This window comes from Aliirhizobium wenxiniae (genome assembly GCF_019511445.1).
GTDB classification, from domain to species: domain Bacteria; phylum Pseudomonadota; class Alphaproteobacteria; order Rhizobiales; family Rhizobiaceae; genus Neorhizobium; species Neorhizobium wenxiniae_A.
On sequence record NZ_JAEUAN010000023.1, the window covers coordinates 53,822 to 74,012 of the forward strand.

Annotated in this window: 17 protein-coding genes, 1 tRNA gene and 1 pseudogene; 6 read left to right on the forward strand and 13 right to left on the reverse strand. The window is 59.7% G+C overall.

Annotated elements, in window-relative coordinates; all coding sequences use genetic code 11:
- Window positions 1-46 precede the first annotated feature (46 nt).
- Window positions 47-439: a Co2+/Mg2+ efflux protein ApaG gene (gene apaG / locus JNB91_RS24105; RefSeq protein WP_220328026.1), complete on the forward strand. Its 393-nt coding sequence runs from the start codon at window positions 47-49 to the stop codon at window positions 437-439.
- Between the two features lie 31 nt (window positions 440-470).
- Here apaG and JNB91_RS24110 read toward each other — a convergent pair whose 3' ends face one another.
- The 3 genes from JNB91_RS24110 to JNB91_RS24120 form a co-directional block, all read right to left on the reverse strand.
- Window positions 471-1,457 (reverse strand): Hsp33 family molecular chaperone, encoded by a 987-nt coding sequence (locus JNB91_RS24110; RefSeq protein WP_220328027.1) that lies wholly within the window; start codon window positions 1,455-1,457, stop codon window positions 471-473.
- Window positions 1,458-1,652: 195 nt separating this feature from the next.
- Window positions 1,653-2,570 carry an ornithine carbamoyltransferase gene (argF, locus tag JNB91_RS24115; protein WP_220328028.1) on the reverse strand — a complete coding sequence of 306 codons (918 nt, stop codon included), beginning with the start codon at window positions 2,568-2,570 and terminating at the stop codon, window positions 1,653-1,655.
- A 52-nt stretch (window positions 2,571-2,622) separates the two neighbouring features.
- Window positions 2,623-3,819 (reverse strand): aspartate aminotransferase family protein, encoded by a 1,197-nt coding sequence (locus tag JNB91_RS24120; RefSeq protein WP_220328029.1) that lies wholly within the window; start codon window positions 3,817-3,819, stop codon window positions 2,623-2,625.
- Window positions 3,820-4,225: 406 nt separating this feature from the next.
- Between JNB91_RS24120 and JNB91_RS24125 the strand changes: the two genes are divergently transcribed.
- Together JNB91_RS24125 and JNB91_RS24130 are read left to right on the forward strand one after the other, a co-directional pair.
- On the forward strand, window positions 4,226-4,762 hold the full coding sequence (locus tag JNB91_RS24125; RefSeq protein ID WP_220328030.1) for a GcrA family cell cycle regulator: 537 nt from the start codon (window positions 4,226-4,228) through the stop codon (window positions 4,760-4,762).
- 209 nt (window positions 4,763-4,971) lie between these two features.
- Window positions 4,972-5,406, forward strand: a complete 435-nt coding sequence (locus JNB91_RS24130; protein WP_220328031.1) for a PACE efflux transporter — start codon at window positions 4,972-4,974, stop codon at window positions 5,404-5,406.
- Window positions 5,407-5,489: 83 nt separating this feature from the next.
- Here the strand turns inward: JNB91_RS24130 and phoB are convergent, their stop codons facing one another.
- The 7 genes from phoB to phoR form a co-directional block, all read right to left on the reverse strand.
- Window positions 5,490-6,173 (reverse strand): phosphate regulon transcriptional regulator PhoB, encoded by a 684-nt coding sequence (phoB, locus tag JNB91_RS24135; RefSeq protein ID WP_112458346.1) that lies wholly within the window; start codon window positions 6,171-6,173, stop codon window positions 5,490-5,492.
- 33 nt (window positions 6,174-6,206) lie between these two features.
- Window positions 6,207-6,920, reverse strand: coding sequence for a phosphate signaling complex protein PhoU (gene phoU, locus JNB91_RS24140; protein ID WP_220328032.1), 714 nt, complete (start codon window positions 6,918-6,920; stop codon window positions 6,207-6,209).
- 49 nt (window positions 6,921-6,969) lie between these two features.
- A complete protein-coding gene (gene pstB / locus JNB91_RS24145) occupies window positions 6,970-7,785 on the reverse strand; it encodes a phosphate ABC transporter ATP-binding protein PstB (protein WP_220328033.1) in 816 nt (271 codons plus the stop codon).
- Window positions 7,786-7,797: 12 nt separating this feature from the next.
- Window positions 7,798-9,114: a phosphate ABC transporter permease PstA gene (gene pstA, locus JNB91_RS24150; RefSeq protein ID WP_220328034.1), complete on the reverse strand. Its 1,317-nt coding sequence runs from the start codon at window positions 9,112-9,114 to the stop codon at window positions 7,798-7,800.
- The gene (gene pstC, locus JNB91_RS24155; protein WP_220328035.1) at window positions 9,111-10,595 is read right to left on the reverse strand and encodes a phosphate ABC transporter permease subunit PstC; all 1,485 of its coding nucleotides are present in this window, start codon (window positions 10,593-10,595) and stop codon (window positions 9,111-9,113) included. The genes pstA and pstC overlap by 4 nt, the downstream gene beginning before the upstream one ends.
- A gap of 170 nt (window positions 10,596-10,765) precedes the next feature.
- Window positions 10,766-11,800 carry a substrate-binding domain-containing protein gene (locus JNB91_RS24160; protein ID WP_220328036.1) on the reverse strand — a complete coding sequence of 345 codons (1,035 nt, stop codon included), beginning with the start codon at window positions 11,798-11,800 and terminating at the stop codon, window positions 10,766-10,768.
- 192 nt (window positions 11,801-11,992) lie between these two features.
- Window positions 11,993-13,210, reverse strand: coding sequence for a phosphate regulon sensor histidine kinase PhoR (gene phoR, locus JNB91_RS24165; protein ID WP_220328068.1), 1,218 nt, complete (start codon window positions 13,208-13,210; stop codon window positions 11,993-11,995).
- A gap of 230 nt (window positions 13,211-13,440) precedes the next feature.
- Between phoR and ppk2 the strand changes: the two genes are divergently transcribed.
- On the forward strand, window positions 13,441-14,319 hold the full coding sequence (ppk2, locus tag JNB91_RS24170; RefSeq protein WP_220328037.1) for a polyphosphate kinase 2: 879 nt from the start codon (window positions 13,441-13,443) through the stop codon (window positions 14,317-14,319).
- Between the two features lie 27 nt (window positions 14,320-14,346).
- Here ppk2 and JNB91_RS24175 read toward each other — a convergent pair whose 3' ends face one another.
- Window positions 14,347-15,597 (reverse strand): regulator, encoded by a 1,251-nt coding sequence (locus JNB91_RS24175; protein WP_220328038.1) that lies wholly within the window; start codon window positions 15,595-15,597, stop codon window positions 14,347-14,349.
- A gap of 247 nt (window positions 15,598-15,844) precedes the next feature.
- Between JNB91_RS24175 and JNB91_RS24180 the strand changes: the two genes are divergently transcribed.
- Window positions 15,845-16,801 carry an NAD(P)H-dependent flavin oxidoreductase gene (locus JNB91_RS24180; RefSeq protein ID WP_220328039.1) on the forward strand — a complete coding sequence of 319 codons (957 nt, stop codon included), beginning with the start codon at window positions 15,845-15,847 and terminating at the stop codon, window positions 16,799-16,801.
- Window positions 16,802-16,917: 116 nt separating this feature from the next.
- Window positions 16,918-16,993: transfer RNA gene (locus JNB91_RS24185), tRNA-Thr, on the forward strand.
- A gap of 77 nt (window positions 16,994-17,070) precedes the next feature.
- Here the strand turns inward: JNB91_RS24185 and JNB91_RS24190 are convergent.
- Window positions 17,071-18,837, reverse strand: a complete 1,767-nt coding sequence (locus tag JNB91_RS24190) for a capsular polysaccharide export protein, LipB/KpsS family (RefSeq protein WP_220328040.1) — start codon at window positions 18,835-18,837, stop codon at window positions 17,071-17,073.
- A 148-nt stretch (window positions 18,838-18,985) separates the two neighbouring features.
- Window positions 18,986-20,137, reverse strand: a pseudogene (locus JNB91_RS24195) (ceramide glucosyltransferase).
- Window positions 20,138-20,191 lie beyond the last annotated feature (54 nt).

Genomic DNA, 20,191 nt, shown 5'->3' on the forward strand with positions numbered 1-20,191 from the left:
ATTGCTTGAGACAGTGTCCGGCGCTGTAGTTTTGAGGTATTTGTCCATGTATCGCGCCCGGACAAGAGACATAGAAGTTGCAGTCGAGCCGTTCTATCTGGAGGATCAATCCAGTCCGGAAGACAGCCGCTATGTCTGGGGTTACCGCATCGTCATCGAAAACCATTCGATCCACACGGTAAAGCTCGTTCACCGCTACTGGCATATTACCGACCAGAACGGCCTGGTCGATGAAGTGGACGGGCTTGGCGTGGTGGGAGAACAGCCGCGCCTGCAGCCTGGCGACAGTTACGAATACTCCTCGGGCTGCCCGCTCGACACGCCATCCGGCATGATGTTCGGTCACTATGACATGCAGACGGAAGAAGGCGAGGTCTTCAAGGTCGACATCCCCGCCTTCTCACTGGATTCACCCGGACTGAACCGGGTGCTGAACTGAGGCACAGACCTCATTCAGCAACTCATTCCACTCAGGCCGGAGCAAATTCCGCCAGTTCGTAACGATAGGTCGTCGAGCAGAATTCGCAGGTGACGGCGATCTGACCGTCTTCCTGGCTTGCTTCGATCTCTTCCGCCGTGAAGCCGGCAAGCACGCCCTTGATCTTGTCGCGCGAACAGCTGCAGCGGTCGAAGACCGTCTGCGGCTCATAGACCCGCACGCCGCGCTCATGGAACAGCCGATAGAGAAGCCGTTCGATCGCAACCTGCGGATCGGTCAGCTCGTCCGTATCGATCGTCTCGACCAGCGAACGGGCCTCATCCCAGGCATCGTCGGTCACACCGGTCTCGCGTTCATCACCGTCGCCGCCGTGAAGATCCGGGTGACGCATGCGCTCAGGCGCCTGCGGCAGGAACTGGGCGACCAGACCACCGGCGCGCCAATTATGGCGCGGCTTACCATCCTCGTCGCGGTCGAACAATTCGGCCACGCCGAGACGCACGCGGGTCGGGATCTGTTCCGACTGGCGGAAATAGACGCCGGCAATATCTTCCAGCGACGAACCGTCCATCGGCACGATGCCCTGATAGGGCTGCATGCCCTTGCCCTGATCGATGGTGAAGGCGAGCACGCCCTGACCGAGCAGTTCGGGCGGAGAGGTCTTGCCATCCTTCACGGCAGCCGCCAGCGCATCCTCGTCGTAACGGGCATAGGCGCGCAGTGCGTCCGGTGTGGAAAAATCGGCGACAAGAAGGTCGACCGGGCCATCGCCCTTGGTCTGGACTGTGAACTTGCCGTCGAATTTGAGCGAGGTGCCGAGCAGAGCCGTCAGCACGATCGCCTCGGCGAGCAGCCGGGCAACCGGTGCAGGGTAATCATGGCGACCGAGAATGGTGTTGAGAAGCGGCCCGAGCTGCACCGCGCGGCCACGCACATCCAGGCCTTCGACCTGGAAGGGTACGACCCGGTCATCTCCGGCAAAGTGGAGATCCTTCAGTTCCACGGTTGCTTCCGCCATCATATCACTCCTTCACGCCGATACTCTCGGGGTTAACCCCGACCTTTACACAAACAGGCTCCCAAGCGGAACCGCTGGCCGCAGGAAAGGTTCGACGATGTCTGTTGAAGCGCTGGCGGATAACCGCCGAGCGCGTTTGAAAGCCGACAGATGGTGCCGGCTTCATGCCAATTCAAGACCGAGGCCGGGACCGGCTCAGATTGCGCCGAAGCACCAGGCCAGAATCGATTTCTGCGCGTGGAGACGGTTTTCCGCCTCGTCGAAGACGACCGACTGCGGGCCGTCGATCACGGCGTCGGTGACTTCCTCGCCACGGTGGGCCGGCAGGCAGTGCATGAACAGCGCATCGGCCTTGGCCTGCTTCATCAGCTCTTCATTGACCTGGTAGGGCTGGAAGATGTTGTGGCCGCGCGCCTTGTGTTCCTGGTTCATCGAAACCCAGGTATCGGTGACGACGACATCGGCGCCGGCGACGGCACGTTCGACATCATGGGTGAGCATGATCTCGCCACCGTTGTTGCGCGCCCAGTTCAAGAACTTGTCATGCGGCTCGGAGCCCATCGGGACGGCCATGTTCATGCGGTAGCCGAAACGGGCAGAACCTTCGACCAGCGAATGCAGCACGTTGTTTCCGTCGCCCGTCCAGGCGATCGTCTTGCCGGCGACGGGACCGCGATGTTCCTCGAAGGTCATCAGGTCGGCCATGATCTGGCAGGGGTGGGTGTCGTCGGTCAGCGCGTTGATGACCGGCACGGTGGCATGCTCCGCCAGTTCGATCAGGCGCTTGTGGTCGGTGGTACGGATCATGATCGCGTCGACATAACGCGACAGAACCTTGGCCGTGTCGCCGATCGTCTCGGCGCGGCCGAGCTGCATCTCGGTGCCGGACAGGAACAGGGTCTCGCCGCCGAGCTGGCGCATGCCGACATCGAAGGAGACGCGGGTGCGGGTAGAGGGCTTCTCGAAGATCATGGCCAGCATCTTGCCGGCCAGCGGCTTATCAGCCGTGCCGGCCTTGGTTGCCTGCTTTCGCACCTTCGCATCATCGAGGATGGAGCGCAGGTCACCCGCCGACACGGCGGAAAGATCGAGAAAATGCTTGGGAGATGCCATTACCTTGTTCCCTAAAGGAGGGAACCAAAAAAGGCGCCCTCTCTGCGTATTCTTAAGCGGATTTCTTCAGCTGTTCAGCCGAGAGCACTTCGGCAGCACGCTCGATGCGCGCCAGGCCTTCACGTGCCTCTTCGGCTGTGACGACAAGCGGCGGCAGAATGCGAACGACGTTATCGCCTGCCATGACGGCCAGCATGTGCTGATCGCGCATGCCGGAGATCAGCTCGCCGGCCGGCACCTTCGCCTTGATGCCGAGAAGCAGGCCTTCGCCGCGAATATCCTCGATCACCGTCGGGAAACGATCCTTGAGCGCCGCAAGCCCCTGACGGAAGACGAGTGCGACGTCGCGAACGTTTTCGAGGAAGCCGTCAGCCAGGACGATATCGAGCACGGCATTGCCGCAGGCCATGGCCAGCGGGTTGCCGCCATAGGTCGTGCCGTGGATACCAGGTTTCATGCCGGATGCGGCTTCGGCCGTTGCAAGGCATGCGCCGAAGGGGAAGCCGCCGCCGATGCCCTTGGCGATCGCCATGATATCCGGCGTGATGCCGGCCCATTCATGAGCGAAGAGCTTGCCGGTACGGCCGACGCCGGTCTGAACTTCGTCGAGGATCAGCAGCAGGCCCTTCTCGTCGCAGATGCGGCGCAGCTCGCGCATGAATTCCTTCGGAACCGGACGCACACCGCCCTCGCCCTGGATCGGCTCGATCAGCAGGGCGCCGGTGTTTTCGTTGATCGCGGCGTTCAGCGCATCGAGATCACCGAACGGGACCTGATCGAAGCCTTGAGCCTTGGGGCCAAAACCTTCCATGTACTTTTCCTGACCGCCGGCTGCGATCGTGGCGATCGTGCGGCCGTGGAAGGCGCCTTCGAAGGTGATGATATGGAACTTTTCCGGATGACCCTTGGAGTAATGATAGCGGCGGGCCGTCTTGATGGCGCATTCCAGCGCTTCGGCACCCGAATTGGTGAAGAAGGCCTTGTCCGCAAAGGTTGCGTCAACCAGGCGGCGTGCGAGGCGCTCCTGCTCAGGGATCTCGTAGAGATTGGACAGATGCCAGACCTTCTCGGCCTGCGACTTCAGCGCTTCGACCAGATGCGGATTCGCATGGCCGCAGGATGTGACCGCAACGCCCGCACCGAAGTCGAGATATCGCTCGCCGCTTTCCGTCACAAGCCAAACGCCCTCGCCGCGCTCAAAGCGCAAAGGGGCTCGGGCAAAGGTGTCGAAAAGCGCAGATTCAGCCATGGCGGCTCACTCCATAAGGCATCCGGGAACGGACATTCTTGAAAATCAAAATGCCGCCCAAGGGGCGGCCGCGGCACTATCACCACTCAGCCCTGCGATGTCAACAAAACTCGCGGAACTGCGGGGTTTAGGGGTCTTTTGCATCGAGCCTGCAACCCAACCGGCGGCTGTGACATAAATGACTCTGTCAGAAAGCAAGTTGGGGAAAACCGGGAAATCGATTCGTGGCGATTCCGGGGACTCTTGTCACGGAGTCTGCGGACCTCTAGGTTAAAGATCAATTACTAGACTGCATGCGGCGGAACTAGTCACCAAAAGCATAGATATTGTGCCTGTTGCGAGATGTATCGCGCGACATTGGTGAGGGATTCTGCATGCCACCAACGTTCAAAGGCGGAGAACGGGCATGAATTGGACGGACGAGCGCGTTGAAAAACTGAAGAGGTTGTGGTCGGAAGGCTTGAGCGCCAGCCAGATCGCCGCACAACTTGGAGGCGTAAGCCGCAATGCCGTGATCGGCAAGGTCCATCGCCTCAACCTGCCGGGCCGCGCAAAGGCCGGCGGCACGATCGCGACGAACCGCGCTGCAAAGCGCCCTGCGGCCCCTGCCCGTCCGCAGCAGACATTCGCAGCCCGTCCGGCAGCACGCCCGGTCGCCCGTCCGGTTGGCGCGACCGCCCTCAAGGAAGAGGTCGAGTTCGAGGCTTCGCAGGAACTGGTCTATCGTCCGGCTTCCAACGTCGTTCTGCCGATCTCCCGCAAGCTCGCACTGACAGAACTGACCGAACGCACCTGCAAGTGGCCCGTCGGCGATCCGCTGACCGACGATTTCCACTTCTGCGGCTGCGAGTCCCCGGACAATTCGCCTTACTGCACCTATCACGCAAAGCTCGCATACCAGCCGGTCAACGAGCGTCGTCGTCCGAGCGCCGCACGGGCATAAAGCTCACCGCCAATCAGACGACAAAAAGCGGGCTTCAGGCCCGCTTTTTTTTGTGTCTATCATTCGGTCCCTGCACCTTCCGCAAAGCAGCCTTGCCAACGCGCAACTTGCTCTTGGCGGCGCAAATCCCTATTTAAGCCCTGCGAGGACGACCTCCCCCAGAATGGGCATGAAACCGGGACGGCCCGGAAAACCCAAAGGGGTACACAATGCGTACGACACGCGACCGTATTCGTCACGCGATCAGCTTCGAGATCATCGGGCTTGCCATCTTCACGCCGCTTGCCTCTTTCGTCTTCGGCATACCTGTTGAACATATCGGTGTCGTCGGCATCGTTTCGGCAACGCTCGCAACCGGCTGGAACTATCTTTACAATCTCGGCTTCGATCACCTGATGCAGAAGTTCCACGGCGGTACGCAGAAGACCATGGCGCTGCGCGTTGCGCATGCGGTTCTGTTCGAACTCGGCCTGCTGATCGTGCTGATGCCGTTCATCGCCTGGTATCTGGGCGTCAGCCTGATGCAGGCACTGGTGATGGATATCGCCTTTGCGCTGTTCTACCTGGTCTATGCCTTCTTCTTCAATCTGGCCTATGACCGGATCTTTCCGCTGCCCGAATGGCAGAAGAAAGCGGAAGCCTGACGCCCCCCCCCCAAAAAAGCATCAGCCCGAGCCGGGGAACCGCGCTCGGGCTGACTGTTCGTGAGATGCAGTATCCTTGAGTATCAGGATTCCATCGAATAGCCGGCACCGCGAACGGTGCGGATGACATCCTGCATGTTGGAGAAGTTGAGCGCCTTGCGCAGACGCCCCACATGCACATCGACCGTGCGTTCGTCGACATAGATATCGTGGCCCCAGACGCCATCCAGAAGCTGGGAGCGCGAGAAGACGCGACCTGGCGAGACCATCAGGAATTCCAGAAGGCGGAATTCGGTCGGCCCGAGGCGGACTTCGCGGCTCTTGCGATGGACGCGATGGGTCTCGCGATCAAGCTCGATATCACCGCATTTCAGGACGCTAGAGAGAACCTCGGGCTTGGCACGGCGAAGCATCGCCTTGACACGCGCCATCAGTTCAGGCGTCGAGAACGGCTTGACGACGTAATCGTCAGCGCCGGTTGCGAGGCCGCGAACACGTTCGCTTTCCTCGCCACGCGCCGTCAGCATGATGATCGGCAGGCGTTCGGTCTCGGGCCGCATGCGCAGGCGCCGGCACAATTCGATGCCCGAGACACCCGGCAGCATCCAGTCGAGGACCAGAAGATCCGGTGCGCGTTCCTGAAGCCGGATTTCCGCCTCGTCACCCCGAAGGATGGTTTCGACTTCATAGCCTTCGGCTTCGAGATTGTAACGGAGGAGGACGCTCAGCGCCTCCTCGTCTTCCACTACCGCAATTCTTGGCTGCATGCTGAATGTGCTCCGTCAGATACTAACCGGCGATCACTCGGCAATCGCGCCGACGGTGTTTGCCGTATCGTCCTTCGGACGCTCGCCTTCCGGCACAGCACCCGTCGTCATGTAGTAGATGGTTTCCGCGATGTTGGTCGCGTGGTCACCGATACGCTCGATGTTCTTGGCGCAGAACAGGAGATGCGTGCAGGTGGTGATGTTGCGCGGATCTTCCATCATGTAGGTCAGGAGTTCGCGGAAGAGCGACGTGTACATGGCGTCGATTTCTTCGTCGCGCAGGCGGATGGCTTCAGCCTTTTCGGCAGAGCGGCTGGCATAGACATCCAGCACGTCCTTCAGCTGAACAGCAGCCAGATCGGAGAGATGCTCCAGGCCGCGGGCCAGCTTGCGCGGAACGCCATGGCCTTGAACGGCAATAACGCGCTTTGCGGTGTTCTTGCCGAGATCGCCGACGCGCTCAAGATCGGCTGCAATACGCAGGGTGCCGATGATTTCGCGCAAGTCGTTGGCGACCGGCTGACGCTTGGCGATCGTGACGATCGCCTTGTCTTGGATCTCGCGCTCGGCGTGGTCGAGGATCACGTCGTCGGAGATGACCTTCTGGGCAAGGGCGGAATCGCCGTTTACCAGGGCGCGCACGGCATCGCCGCACATCTGTTCCGCAAGGCCGCCCATTTCCGAGATGCGGCGGCGCAGATACTTCAGTTCTTCGTCGTAGGCCGACAGGATATGACTTGATACCATCTTCTTGTCCTTAAAATCCGTAGCAACAGGCAAAGGGCTTGAGAGCCGATCAGCCGAAGCGGCCCATGATGTAATCCTGGGTGCGCTGGTCATCCGGATTGGTGAACATCTTGTCCGTATCGTTCTCCTCGACCAGCTGGCCAAGGTGGAACATGGCGGTACGCTGAGACACGCGGGCGGCCTGCTGCATCGAGTGGGTGACGATGACGATCGTGTAGTTGGCGCGCAGTTCGTGGATGAGTTCCTCGACCTTTGCGGTTGCGATCGGATCGAGCGCCGAACAGGGCTCATCCATCAGGATGACTTCCGGCGAAACGGCAACCGCACGGGCGATGCAGAGACGCTGCTGCTGGCCACCGGAAAGACCGGTGCCCGATTCATGCAGGCGATCCTTGACTTCGGCCCAGAGGCCGGCGCGCTGGAGGGAAGCCTCAACGATGGCATCCATATCAGCCTTGCCGCGGGCGAGACCATGGATCTTCGGACCGTAGGCGATGTTTTCGTAGATCGACTTCGGGAACGGGTTCGGCTTCTGGAACACCATGCCGACGCGGGCGCGAAGTTCCACGACGTCGATTTCCTTGTCGTAGATATCATCCGTGTCGAGCGTGATCTTGCCGGTAACGCGGCAGTTCTCGATCGTATCGTTCATCCGGTTCAGCGTGCGCAGGAAGGTCGACTTGCCGCAACCCGACGGGCCGATGAGCGCCGTCACCGTGTTTTCCCGAACGTTCAGGTTTACGTCGAAAAGCGCGCGCTTCTCACCGTAATAGACCGAAACGTCCTTACCAATCATCTTGTAGGCTACTTCATTCATCTTCTTGTCCAGAGCCTTTTCAACTGCTGCTTCTGACAACATATTCATTGTGTCGATCTCCTACCACCGGCGTTCGAAGCGCCGACGCAACAGAATTGCACCAACATTCATGACCACGAGGAACAGGAGCAGGATGATGATCGCTCCCGAAGTTCTTTCAACGAAGGCGCGTTCCGCCTCGTTTGCCCACATGTAGATCTGCACCGGCAGGGCCGTGGACGGATCCATCGGAGTGGTCGGATAGTTGGCGACGAAGGCGACCATGCCGATCAGGAGCAGCGGTGCAGTTTCGCCGAGCGCGTGCGCCAGGCCGATGATGGTGCCGGTCAAGATGCCCGGCATGGCAAGCGGCAGGACGTGATGGAAGATGGTCTGCATCTTTGATGCGCCGAGGCCGAGAGCCGCCGCGCGGATCGAGGGCGGAACCGCCTTCAGGGCTGCGCGGGTGGCGATGATGATCGTCGGAAGCGTCATCAGCGTCAGGACCAAGCCACCGACCAGCGAAGCCGAGCGCGGCAGGCCCATGAAGTTGATGAATACTGCCAGACCCAAGAGACCGTAAACGATGGAGGGAACGGCCGCGAGGTTGTTGATGTTCACCTCGATCAGGTCGGTGAACTTGTTCTTCGGGGCGAATTCCTCGAGATAGATCGAGGCAGCGACACCGATCGGCAGCGACAGGACGAGCACGATCGCCATCATGTAGAAGGAACCGATCAGGGCCACGCCGACGCCGGCGGCTTCCGGACGGCTGGAATTGCCGTTGACGAAAATGCCGGTGTTGAAGTGTTTTCCGAGCGCACCGGATTCGGCGAGCTGGTTCATCCAGCCGACCTGCTGGTCGGAGACCTTGCGGTTGTTTTCCGAGACGGTGAGATCGATCTGGCCCTTGAAGGCACTGTCGATATCGCCGGCAGCAAGAAGCGATACCGTCTGCGTGGTTCCGACGATCTGCGGATTGGCCGTGACCATGTCACGCAGCTGGCCGCGGACACCATCTGAAATCATCTGGTTGACGGCGCGCAGGCCCTGGCGATCGTTTTCGGCAACGCCGAGAACCTTGGCGAGCGCATTGCGGGCAACGACCGGATAGTTGGCCGTCATCAGCTTGCTCGGATCCGTGGCGCGCTCGTTGTCCTTGTCGATGATCTGTTCGGAGAACTCGACCGGAATGGTGATCATCGTCTGCTGGAATGCGGTGTAGCCTTTGGAGACGACCGAATAGAGCAAGATGAAGAGGAACAGGATGCCGAAGGAGAGCGCCGCGATGCCATAGGCACGGAAGCGGCGTTCTGCTGCATAGCGGCGCTTGATGCCGATATCGCGGCGTGCGGGCTTGGCTGAAGCGCCGGCGGGGAAGGAAACCGCGTCGGTCATTCGTACTGCTCCCGGTATTTGCGCACAATGAAGAGCGCGTAGATATTGAGGCAAAGCGTGATCACGAAGAGGGTGATACCCAGTGCGAAGGCGACAAGCGTCTGCGGCGAGGTGAATTCAAGGTCGCCCGTCAGCTGGCTGACGATCTTGACGGTCACGGTCGTCATCGGCTCGAACGGATTGAGCTGCATGCGAGCTGCAACACCTGCGGCAAGCACGACGATCATGGTTTCGCCGATAGCGCGCGAGGCCGTCATCAGGAGAGCGCCGACAACACCCGGCAGGGCTGCCGGCATGACGACCTTCTTGATGGTTTCCGACTTGGTGGCGCCTAGGCCGAGCGAACCGTCACGCAGCGCACGCGGCACCGCGGTGATGATGTCATCCGACAGCGAGGAGACGTAGGGGATCAGCATGATGCCCATGACGAAACCGGCAGTCAGAACCGACTGTGCCTGGATGAAGTTGGCGAAATCGCCGGTGGCGATGCCGTTGATCTTCGAGGAGATGTCACGAAGGAACGGACCGACCGTGGTGAGGGCGAAGAAGCCGTAAACGATGGTCGGGATGCCGGCGAGCACTTCGAGAAGTGGCTTGGCAACGCCACGGACCTTCGGCGAGGCATATTCGGCCATGTAGATCGCCGAGAACAGGCCGACCGGAACGGCGACAAGCATGGCGACGAAGCCGATATAGAGCGTGCCGAGAAGCAGCGGGATGAGACCGAACTGGCCTTCCGAGGCTGTCGCTCCGGCTGCGGCGAAACGCGGATCCCAGACCGTGCCGAAGAAGAACTCCCAGGCAGGAACGCGACCGAAGAAGTGACCGGCTTCCGTCAGCATGGAAAGCACAATGCCAATCGTGGTGATGATGGCAATCGAGGACGCCACGACAAGCGAGCCGAGAATAACCTTCTCCACCCGGTTACGGGCACGGAAGCGATGCGAGATGCGGGTGTAGGAGAAGCCAGCACCGATCAAGGCAACGATCAGGACAATCGCCGTCATGAGACGATTGCTGATCTTGTTCATTGCGTTGAGATCGCCGGCGGATTCCACCATGTAGGGCTCGGGATCGCCGGCGAGCGGCAGGCCCTTTGCGCCCAGCGCGCTTCGAAGCGCCACCGGATCGGCACCGACGCTATCGATCTCGTCGAGCGTCAGGACATCCATGCCGCGGGCAAGCGACGAGACCATGCCGAAGGCAAGCCCCTGCTCAGCCTGTGACTTCGCCCTGACATCTTCCGGGAAGCCGCCGAGGACAGTCGAATTGATGTAGAACGGGCTGACAATGAGCCAGACGGCGAGAATGATCGCCGCAGGCAGTACGGCGCAAAGTGCGACGAAGGTGCCATAGTAACCCGGACGGGAATGAAGTTTGGAGGACACTCCACCGGCGATCGCCAGCGCATGTCGGGTCCCGACGACATAACAGACGATCGCGATGATCGCCAGAATTAACAAGATCAGTGGTGTGCTCATCAGAATCCCCCGGCCTACCGCCATCGGCGGCAGCCACTACCGCACAATTCCCATCACCGGAACCGAATTGGTCGCAAATACCCAGATTTAAAGGCCGCCTTGCGTGGGCGCCGGCCGAATGCCGGAAAAAGAGCCCGGCGCCGCGCTTGGCGGCGCCGGATCAATCATTATTAGAGGGTCTTGCCAGCTTCGAAAGCCTTGCGGGCTTCTTCGCGCTGCGCGTCCGGAGCGGCAACCAGGCCGTATTCGGCAAGCGGGCCTTCCGGGCCAACCATGTCGTCAGACAGGAAGAATTCTACGTATTCCTTCAGGCCCGGGATAACGCCCAGGTGAGCCTTCTTGACGTAGAAGAACAGCGGACGGGAAACCGGGTACTGGCCGCCGGAGATCGTTTCGGTCGAAGCGACAACGTCCGAAACGGTTGCTACCTTCAGCTTGTCCTTGTTGTTTTCGTAGAAGGCCAGACCGAATACACCGAGGCCGGTCTTGTTGGCGGCGATACGAGCGAGCGTTTCGGTGTAGTCGCCGTCGATATCGACAGCAGCGCCGTCCTTACGGACTGCAACGCACTTGGCAGCAGCCTGCTTGGCATCCGAAACGAGGCCCTTGATGGCGTCCGTTGCGCCGGCTTCCTTGCAGCCTTCAGCCATGATCTTCTCTTCGAAGACTTCGCGAGTGCCATGCTTGGAGCCCGGGATGTAGGCTGCGATCGGGCCCTTCGGCAGGGTTGCGTTGATGTCCGACCAGTTCTTGTAGGGGTTGGCGACGAGCTTGCCGTCGACGACAACTTCAGCGGCCAGAGCCTTGTAGAGATCCTTCGGCTCGATCTTCATGTCGCCGTTCGAAGAGTCGGCAGCAAAGACGATACCGTCGTAACCGATGCGAATTTCCTGAACGTCGGCAACGCCGGCAGCCTTACAAGCTTCCAGTTCGTCCTTCTTGATGGCGCGCGAAGCGTTTGCGATGTCGATCGTGCCTTCACCAACGCCCGAGCAGAATGCCTTCAGACCACCACCGGTGCCGCCGGATTCAACAACCGGAGCCTTAAAGTTCGGGAAGGTTTCAGCGAAAGTTTCAGCAACGATCTTGGCGTAAGGCAGAACGGTGGAGGAGCCAGCAACCTGAACCTGGTCGCGGGCGACGGCTGCGCCGGCAAATGCGACAGAGGCCACGAGGGCGGCTGCAGAAAGTTTCAACATGTTCATCGATCTCTCCCATTATGGGGTTTGTGAAAGCTTTGGTCGCCGGCTTTTGCACCTGCCGGCTTCTTGCCCGCTCCTATTAGCGGCCGTTGACCTCAGCTTTTATGTCACTTCAATGAAACATTTATGACAAATTAAGTCACTGATTTTACTTACAAATACAGATGCACACATGTGCAATGCATAAGTTTTATGTCAGAATCTGACGGTAAACTCCGATCCCTTGCCCAGTTCCGACTTCACGATGAGGCGCGCACGGTGCCGTGTAAGGATATGCTTGACGATGGCAAGGCCCAATCCGGTGCCTTTCTTCGACCGGCTGTCGGCGACGCTCACCCGATAAAAACGCTCGGTAAGTCGTGGCACATGTTCCGCCGGAATGCCGGGACCGCGATCGACGACGCTGACTTCGACCGGTTGCGACGCCTCGTTGCGCAGGAAGACATCGACGAATTTGCCGTCCTGACCATATTTGCAGGCATTCTCGATCAGGTTCTCGACAACCTCCACCAATTCGTCGCGATCGCCCAGAACCTCGACCTTTTCTTCCGGCAGGTGCAGGCGGATTTCGACACCCAATTCTTCCGCGAGCGGCAGCAACGCATCGCGGACATGGCCGATGACCGGACGCAGGTCGACGGATTGATCCGGCGCGATATGGGATTTCAGTTCCAGCCTCGAAAGCGACAGAAGATCGTCGACGAGGCGGCTCATGCGGGTCGCCTGATCCAGCATGATGCCGAGAAAACGTTCCTTGGCGGCATCATCCGAGCGCGCCGGCCCCTGCATGGTCTCGATAAAACCGCGCAACGAGGCAAGCGGGGTGCGCAACTCATGGCTGGCATTGGCGACGAAATCGGACCGCATGCGATCGAGACGACGGAGTTCGGAAATATCCTTGAACGACAGAAGGAAAAGCTTTTCCGCACCAAAAGCGTTCTGCGGCTCCATTGCAGCGATGCGCAAGAGATAGACGCGCTCGGAGGGGAGCCTTTCGGAATATTCTATCTGGTTCGGCTCACCGGTTGCGATCGTCTCCTTGACCATGTCGAGAATGCCGGGCGAGCGCAGGCGGGCCGAGAGATGCGAGCCGATCGGCAGCAGGCCAAGCGCCTTTTCCGCCGCCTTGTTTTCCCAAAGAACGGCCGCTTCAGAATTCAACAGCAGGACCGGGATATCGAGAGCGGAGAGCGTTGCCGAGATACCCGGGAGCGGATCCGGCATCTGCTCTTCGTCCTCGATCCGCTCAGGCTCCTTAACGGGGATCACGACGGGGCGCCGAACCGAGCCCGCCAGAACAAGGATGAGCCAGGCCACGAATACCCAATACCATGGCAGGCCAGCTGCAATTGCGGCCAAGGCAGAAACAGTCAGCAACAAGAAGAGCCACCATTCTCTTCTCACCACAGCGATGAGATTTCCGCCTGCCTGCCCTTCACTCGACGCCATGACAACCCCAACTGGATTCCGGGTCACATCCCGGCATTTTGCTTGCTAAACACGCGTTCATATAAGCCTTCCATGACACTTGTGCATCAAGGCCTATGGAAAACCTGTTCCTGAATGCCACCTTTCGGATAGCGTGTCGCCGAGGCGCATCGCGCCATCATCAAATGATGCCATTGGCAAAGAGGAGATAAAATATGTCAACGGGTGAAAGCAGGACTGTCGACCTGACGATCGGGGGGAAGAAGCGCCGGTTCGATATCGATAACCCGACCCTGCCGGACTGGATCGACAACCAGGCGCTTTCTTCCGGAGACTACCCTTATGACGACAAGCTGAACCGGGACAAATACGAAAAGCAGCTGGAAAAGCTGCAGATCGAACTGGTGAAGATGCAGTTCTGGATGCAGGCGACCGGAAAACGGATGGTGGCGCTGTTCGAAGGCCGGGACGCAGCCGGCAAGGGCGGCACGATCTTTTCGATCAGAACCTACCTCAATCCCCGCTCCGCGCGCGTGGTCGCCCTGACCAAGCCGACGGAGACCGAAGCCGGGCAGTGGTATTACCAGCGCTACGCGACCCATTTTCCGACCAAGGGCGAGATCGTTCTCTATGACCGCTCCTGGTATAACCGCGCGGTGGTCGAGCCGGTCATGGGGTTCTGCACGCGGGCCCAATATGACAGTTTCATGCGGGCAACACCGCGTTTCGAAAAGCTGCTGGTGGAAGACGGCGTGCACTTTTTCAAGTTCTGGCTCGATATCGGTCAGGAAATGCAGCTTAAGCGTTTTCACGACCGCCGCCACGATCCGCTGAAAATCTGGAAGCTTTCGCCGATGGATGTCGCAGCCCTGACGAAATGGGACCAGTATACCGAAAAGCGGAACAAGATGCTGGAAGAGACCCACACCAAGGATGCACCCTGGGCTATCCTGCGGGCCAATGACAAGCGGCGCTCGCGGCTGAATGCGATCCGCCATATCCTTCTGTCACTGGATTATGAGGGGAAGGACAAGGACGCGATCGGCGAGATCGATGAGAAGATTCTCGGTTTTGGACCGAAGTTTCTCAAATAACGGGCATACCCCGCCAAACCTGCCGGGTCACTGACCCGGCAGAGCCCGAACAGAATAAATAAAGACAGGGCGATCTGCCCCCTGAATGCCAGTGTTGAGCACGATACGACCGGGCGCATTCGGCGCCATCGTCCGGTCGAAGCTGACCTTGAACAGCGCGTCGAGTTTTTCCTGCGTTGCCGTGAAGCGGTGGCGCGAGCAAGTGCCGAGGCTGCCGAAATCGCAGCGGACCGAGAGTTGCGAATGCTGATTGGCCGCCGACTGGATGGTGAGAGCAATAGTGGAGCTTTTGCCGGCCAGTTCATGCAGAATTTCCACCGGCACCTCGATCGCAATATCTCCGGCGGCATTCGGCGTGGCCGAAGTGATCCTCAGCGCCTGTGCCTCCGTACCGGTCGCAATTTCCGCCCTTGCCTGAGAGCCGGCCGTAAAGGCAGCACCCTGCTGCGGTTCGAATATCGAGGCCCATTCTTCCGAGAACCCGCCACGTGACGACAGGGCGGATGGTCCCTGTCCCGAAGAGTTTAGCGCCGAGGGGCGGTTGGCGCTGCGCATTGCCTCGTCAATGATCGACTGAACCATGCCTGACTGATAAAAGATGAAGCAACCGACCGCGACCACGCCGAGCGTCACTATCCATGTGATAAGGTGGGACAGAAAGCCGCGCTTCTTGCGGCGCCCGCGGCCTGCGGGCACATCCGACGATGCCTTGGACTTGCGGCCTTTTCGCCCCTTGGCCTTGGTCGTCGCCGCCGTCTCGCCGAATACAGGAGCCTCCGGCGCTACACCCGAGACGGGTTCTGCTGCATAACCTGCGGGCGCGATATCCGGGGCCATCGAGGACTTTTCCGGATGACTGTCTACCGAAGGTGCCGACCGGGTAACCCCTCCGATTGCGCCAGCCTCTGCAACATGAGGAGCGGGTGCGCGCGGCGCATCAACGGTTACCGAGACTTCGGGAGCGGCACGCGCGGCATTTTGGCGAAGAGGTGCATCCATTTCGACGAAAGGATCAACATCAGCCCCGAAAGCAGGGGCTCCAAGCGCAGGCTGAGCCGATTGCGCGAGGCGGTCGATTTCCTCGTTCTCGATTTCGCCGATCTTGTCTTCCAGGCGCTTTCGCTGCTGCATGATGACGAGATTGTCGGTCACGCCCTGCTTGCGCAGGCCCGCGTCGAGCGCCTGTCGGGCGGACTGATAGATCCGGGCGCGCACCTGACCATCGCCACGTTCGGCGCGATCCAATGCATTTCTTATGGCTGTTTCCAAGCCGCTCACTGCCGGTCCTTCCGGTTCATTCCAACTTACGAGCGCAATCGCGTCACGCTCCGATTTTTAACCTCTCGGTAACGTCTAAGACGCCGAACTGCAAGAAGGCGTCCCAACTCATCCCGCGCTGAGACGGCCGAAACATGGTGGCAAATCCATGGCGAATGGCGCCGACCGGTTAAATCGAAGCGACTTCCCCCCTTGAATTTCATCTGATACACCATCTTACGTAAAGGTAATTCGGGAGGTTTCCTTCATGCTTCCAGCGGTCCTCAAGGACAGGCTGCGGCTGCCGGTCGTGGCATCGCCGCTCTTCATCATATCGCATCCGGAACTGACGCTGGCGCAATGCAAGGCGGGCGTGGTCGGAGCTTTTCCTGCGCTCAATGCGCGGCCTGAAAGCCAACTCGACGAATGGCTGGCCCAGATTTCGGAAGAGCTTGCAGCGCATGATGCAGCCAATCCCGACAAGCCATCGGCTCCTTTTGCCGTCAACCAGATCGTTCACACGTCGAACAAGCGGCTGGAACACGATCTGATGATGTGCGTGAAATACAAGGTGCCTATCGTGATCTCCTCGCTGGGCGCCGTGCCGGAGGTGAATGCCGCAGTCCATTCCTATGGCGGCATCGTGCTGCATGACATCATTAACAACCGGCATGCGAAGTCTGCGATCCGCAAGGGCGCCGACGGGTTGATCGCGGTCGCCACCGGTGCAGGTGGTCATGCAGGCACTTTGTCGCCTTTCGCTCTGGTTCAGGAAATCCGCGAATGGTTCGACGGGCCGCTACTTCTGGCCGGCGCGATCGCCACCGGCGGCGGTATTCTTGCGGCGCAGGCGATGGGAGCCGACATGGCTTATATCGGCTCGCCCTTCATTGCGACGCACGAGGCTCGCGCGTCGGACGGCTACAAGCAGATGATCGTGGATTCGAACGCCGCCGATATCGTTTATTCCAACTATTTCACCGGTATTCACGGCAATTACCTCAGAGGCTCGATCGCGGCGATGGGGATGGATCCGAATTCGCTTCCCGAGGCAGATCCGTCGAAAATGGATTTCGACAAGGCAACAACCGGCGCCAAAGCCTGGAAGGAAATCTGGGGAGCCGGCCAAGGTGTTGGCGCTGTCAAGGCGATCGAACCGGTAGCAAAGCTGGTCGACCGGCTGGAAGGGGAATATTTGCAGGCCCGGCAGAGGCTCAGCCTTTAGGCCCTCAAGGCTGCATTTCGGGAAAAATGACAGGATCGCGAAAACCGGCTTGAAATCGGAATTGGTTGCCTGTATCAGCGCATCACTCGCAGCATGGCGCCCGTCGCCGCTGCCGGGCCGCTTTAGCTCAGGTGGTAGAGCACATCATTCGTAATGATGGGGTCGCAGGTTCGAGTCCTGCAAGCGGCACCATTTCCTTTTCCGATCAAATGCTGCTTTAGCTGACGTTTCCGGCTATCGGATTCGCATGTACGCGATCCGGGTCGCCTTCAGTGGCCGGTGTCGGCCATTGGGTCGTCTGTCTGGAATGCCTTCAGATGATCGATCACCCGCGTTTCGATTTCGGCCGTCGCGCGCTCCCGGTCGCGCAGATCCACCGCGTAGCTGTTTCTCAGCAGATACCAGAAGGTTCGCAGCTCATCCGGTGACAGCCTTGATTTGCCGGGAACGAACTGCTCCGCAAAATCGCCGTGGCTTTTGCAGACGAAACAGCCTGCCATGTAATCCGACCGGCCGAAAACATAGACCGGCTTTTCGTGGAGCAGTGCTTCCGCACCGACACCCGAGTTAATGACGCAGACCGCCTGCGCCTTCGGGATGATGGCATGGATGCTCGAATAGACCTGTTGGACGACACCTCTTGAGACAAGGTCGCCAAGATAATGCGAGACTTCAGGCGTGGTGCACAGAGGGTGCCGTTTGACGACCACCGGCAGGCCATGGCTCTTGGCCGTGCGGACGACCTCGTCCACCATCTCGAACAGGTTGAGATAGGCCAGCTGGCTGACGGCATCACCGATCAGTTGCAGCCCAACGAAGATGAATTTCTCCGGCAGTTCCTCGACATTCGAGATATCCGCCTGCTGGTATTTCGACAGGTTCCCGCCGATGACGCGCTGCTTTTCGCGATCGAAGAAGTCTGCGGCGGCCTGCAGAGATATATCCGCGGAGTGCAGTTCGGCTAACGTCATGGCGGAAAACCTGGACCAGCCGGCATAACCACGCCGATCGAAGCTGAACAGAGACGGTCTGTCCGTCTCCTTGAAATGCAGGCCGAAATCGGTTTCAGAAACAGTGTGATAGGCGAAGAACGGCGTCGGCAGGTTGAGCACGCCATGGGTGCGCAATCTGCTCCTTACGGCATAGGATATTTTATGCTTGTCGAGAGCCGCGACGATGCCGGACAAAGCAAAGCGGATGTCCGAGCGGAAGCCGGGATAATCGATCCTGTTTTTGCGAAAAGCGGCGGCGGGCAACAGGATGACGGGTCGTCCATCGAGAACCGGTTGTTCGCCGGCCGCGCGCGCAAGAATATCCTCATTGGCGCTGCGGATCACATGGCGAAAGCCTGTGGTCTCATCCAGAATGGATTGAAGCTCGGCCGTCAGTTTTTGCGCCTTGGCGGTTCCGCGCAGGTTGGACGAGGATAGAAAGTGCTGTGCGCCATCGAGATCGAACAGGCTGAGCCTTGCCGTCAGCACATCGCCCATATGCTCGCGTGAAAGGGCCTTGTCCTTCTCGATGCGCTTCAGTTGCGCGATCAGATGCCGGATGGCGCCGGCAAAAATGTCTTCCCGGTCACAGGCTTCGGCGGAAAGAGCGGTGGACAGCGCCAATGTGAGATCGAGATAATCCGGCTCTGCCCGCATGAAGGCCAGCCCGTCTTGCGCCAGCCGTTCATGGTAACGCAACTGGTCGGGGTCGCCCGTCTCCGCATGTCCACCCCCACCCTGTCCCTGACGTTGCAAGGCTGCACGCAAAAGCACCGCAGCACCTAGGGAAAGCCGCGGGTCGTTGAGGATCTCGGCAATCCGGCGTGCGTGTCCCGGCTCTACCACTCTCGCTATAAATGTGGATATGGCCCAGAAGGTGAGCTGCTTCTTGCGGGCATAACGGATGAAAAGACTTTCTGCCGCGTGGGGTCGATCGGCATGGTATTCGATCAACATCCGGCCTTCGAACACCAGCGCCGACAGTTTTCGCAATGAAGCAAAGGGAGGAAGAAAAAAAGCGGCAGCGGCGAGCAAGATGCGCATGGTCCGCAGGTTTCTGCCTGCCCGCACTTTCCTCTCGATATTGCCGATCATCGCGCCTGCCCTGAGCCGTCAACTGACTAAACCGACCTATAGAGCGGTTCGCGGTCGAATGGAAAGGTCGCAGCGATCTTCCCATCCGCCTCCGACTTCAATGGGACGGCGATGCGGAGCTCAGTTCACTCGTTTCGGTGCCGATCGTCATTGTGTTGCCGCGCCAGTCGAACGAGCCGCTCAGCCAGCTTCTGATCCAGATCGCGGGTGAGAGAACATCCCGCGCCAGCATGGCCGGCAGGGTCCAGAGCGAAAGCCGCCAGTTCTTGGTCCAGATCAGGGCGAGTTCCGGAAGATAGACAGCGGCAAGGACCGCAAGGGTAACGGCCGCGAATGAGATGTCGCCGGACGACAGAGCTGCAGCCGTCAGTGCCAGCAAGAGCGGCGGCAGGCAACCGAGCAGGATTTCCGGCGCGAAGAAGGCCGGGAAAGTGACACGGCGCAGGCGCGCCCAGCGGGCCTGTCGTGACCAGATCTGGCCGAGTTCACGCCGGCCTAGCGGCTGTTCGAAAGGTGAGGAGACAAGATGGACCTTGAGGCCGAGACGGCGAACCAGCTTGGTGGCCGCCGCATCCTCGGCGATTTCGGCACCCAATGCGGCAATACCGCCTTCTGCATCCAGCATCGGTTTGTACCACAGCATGCTCTTGCCCTGGGCAAAACCGAGACCGACCGCTTCGCCGGCATATTGCCAGCGTGCCTACAGGGAGTTCAGGAAGGCGCATTCGACTTCGGCCCAGAAGCCTTGCGGGCGGGAACCGAGCGGGGTCGAGCAGACGAGGCCGGTATTTTTGCGCCGTGCGGCCATGAGATGGGCGATGTAATCGCGCGGCATCAGGACGTTGGAATCGGCCAGCACCACCCAGTCGTTGACTGCAGCGCGCCAGCCTTTGACACAATTGTTGAGTTTGGGATTGGCGCTGACGCGGTCATCGCCGATCAACAGGCTTGCCCTGATTTCGGAATGCCGCGCCATAGCATCGTTCACTGCCGGGATGACCGGGTCACGTGGATCGGCAACGCAGAAGATCAGCTCGTAATCCGGCCAATCCAGATCGAATGCCCGTTCCAACGTGAGCGGGGTGAAATTCTCGATGCCGCAGGCCGGGATGACGACGGAGACCGATGGTTTCTCGGCAAGTGCGGGCGCCGGGCTGCCGTTTCGCGACAGGCGCCCCATGGCGACACCGATACTGATGCCGTTGGCAGCGATCAGCACGCAGGAAGCGAGGCCAAGAAAAAGCGACATCAAGCGGTCTCCGTTGGGCCTCGATATGTCAGAGCCAGGTTTCGCCTTTACGGG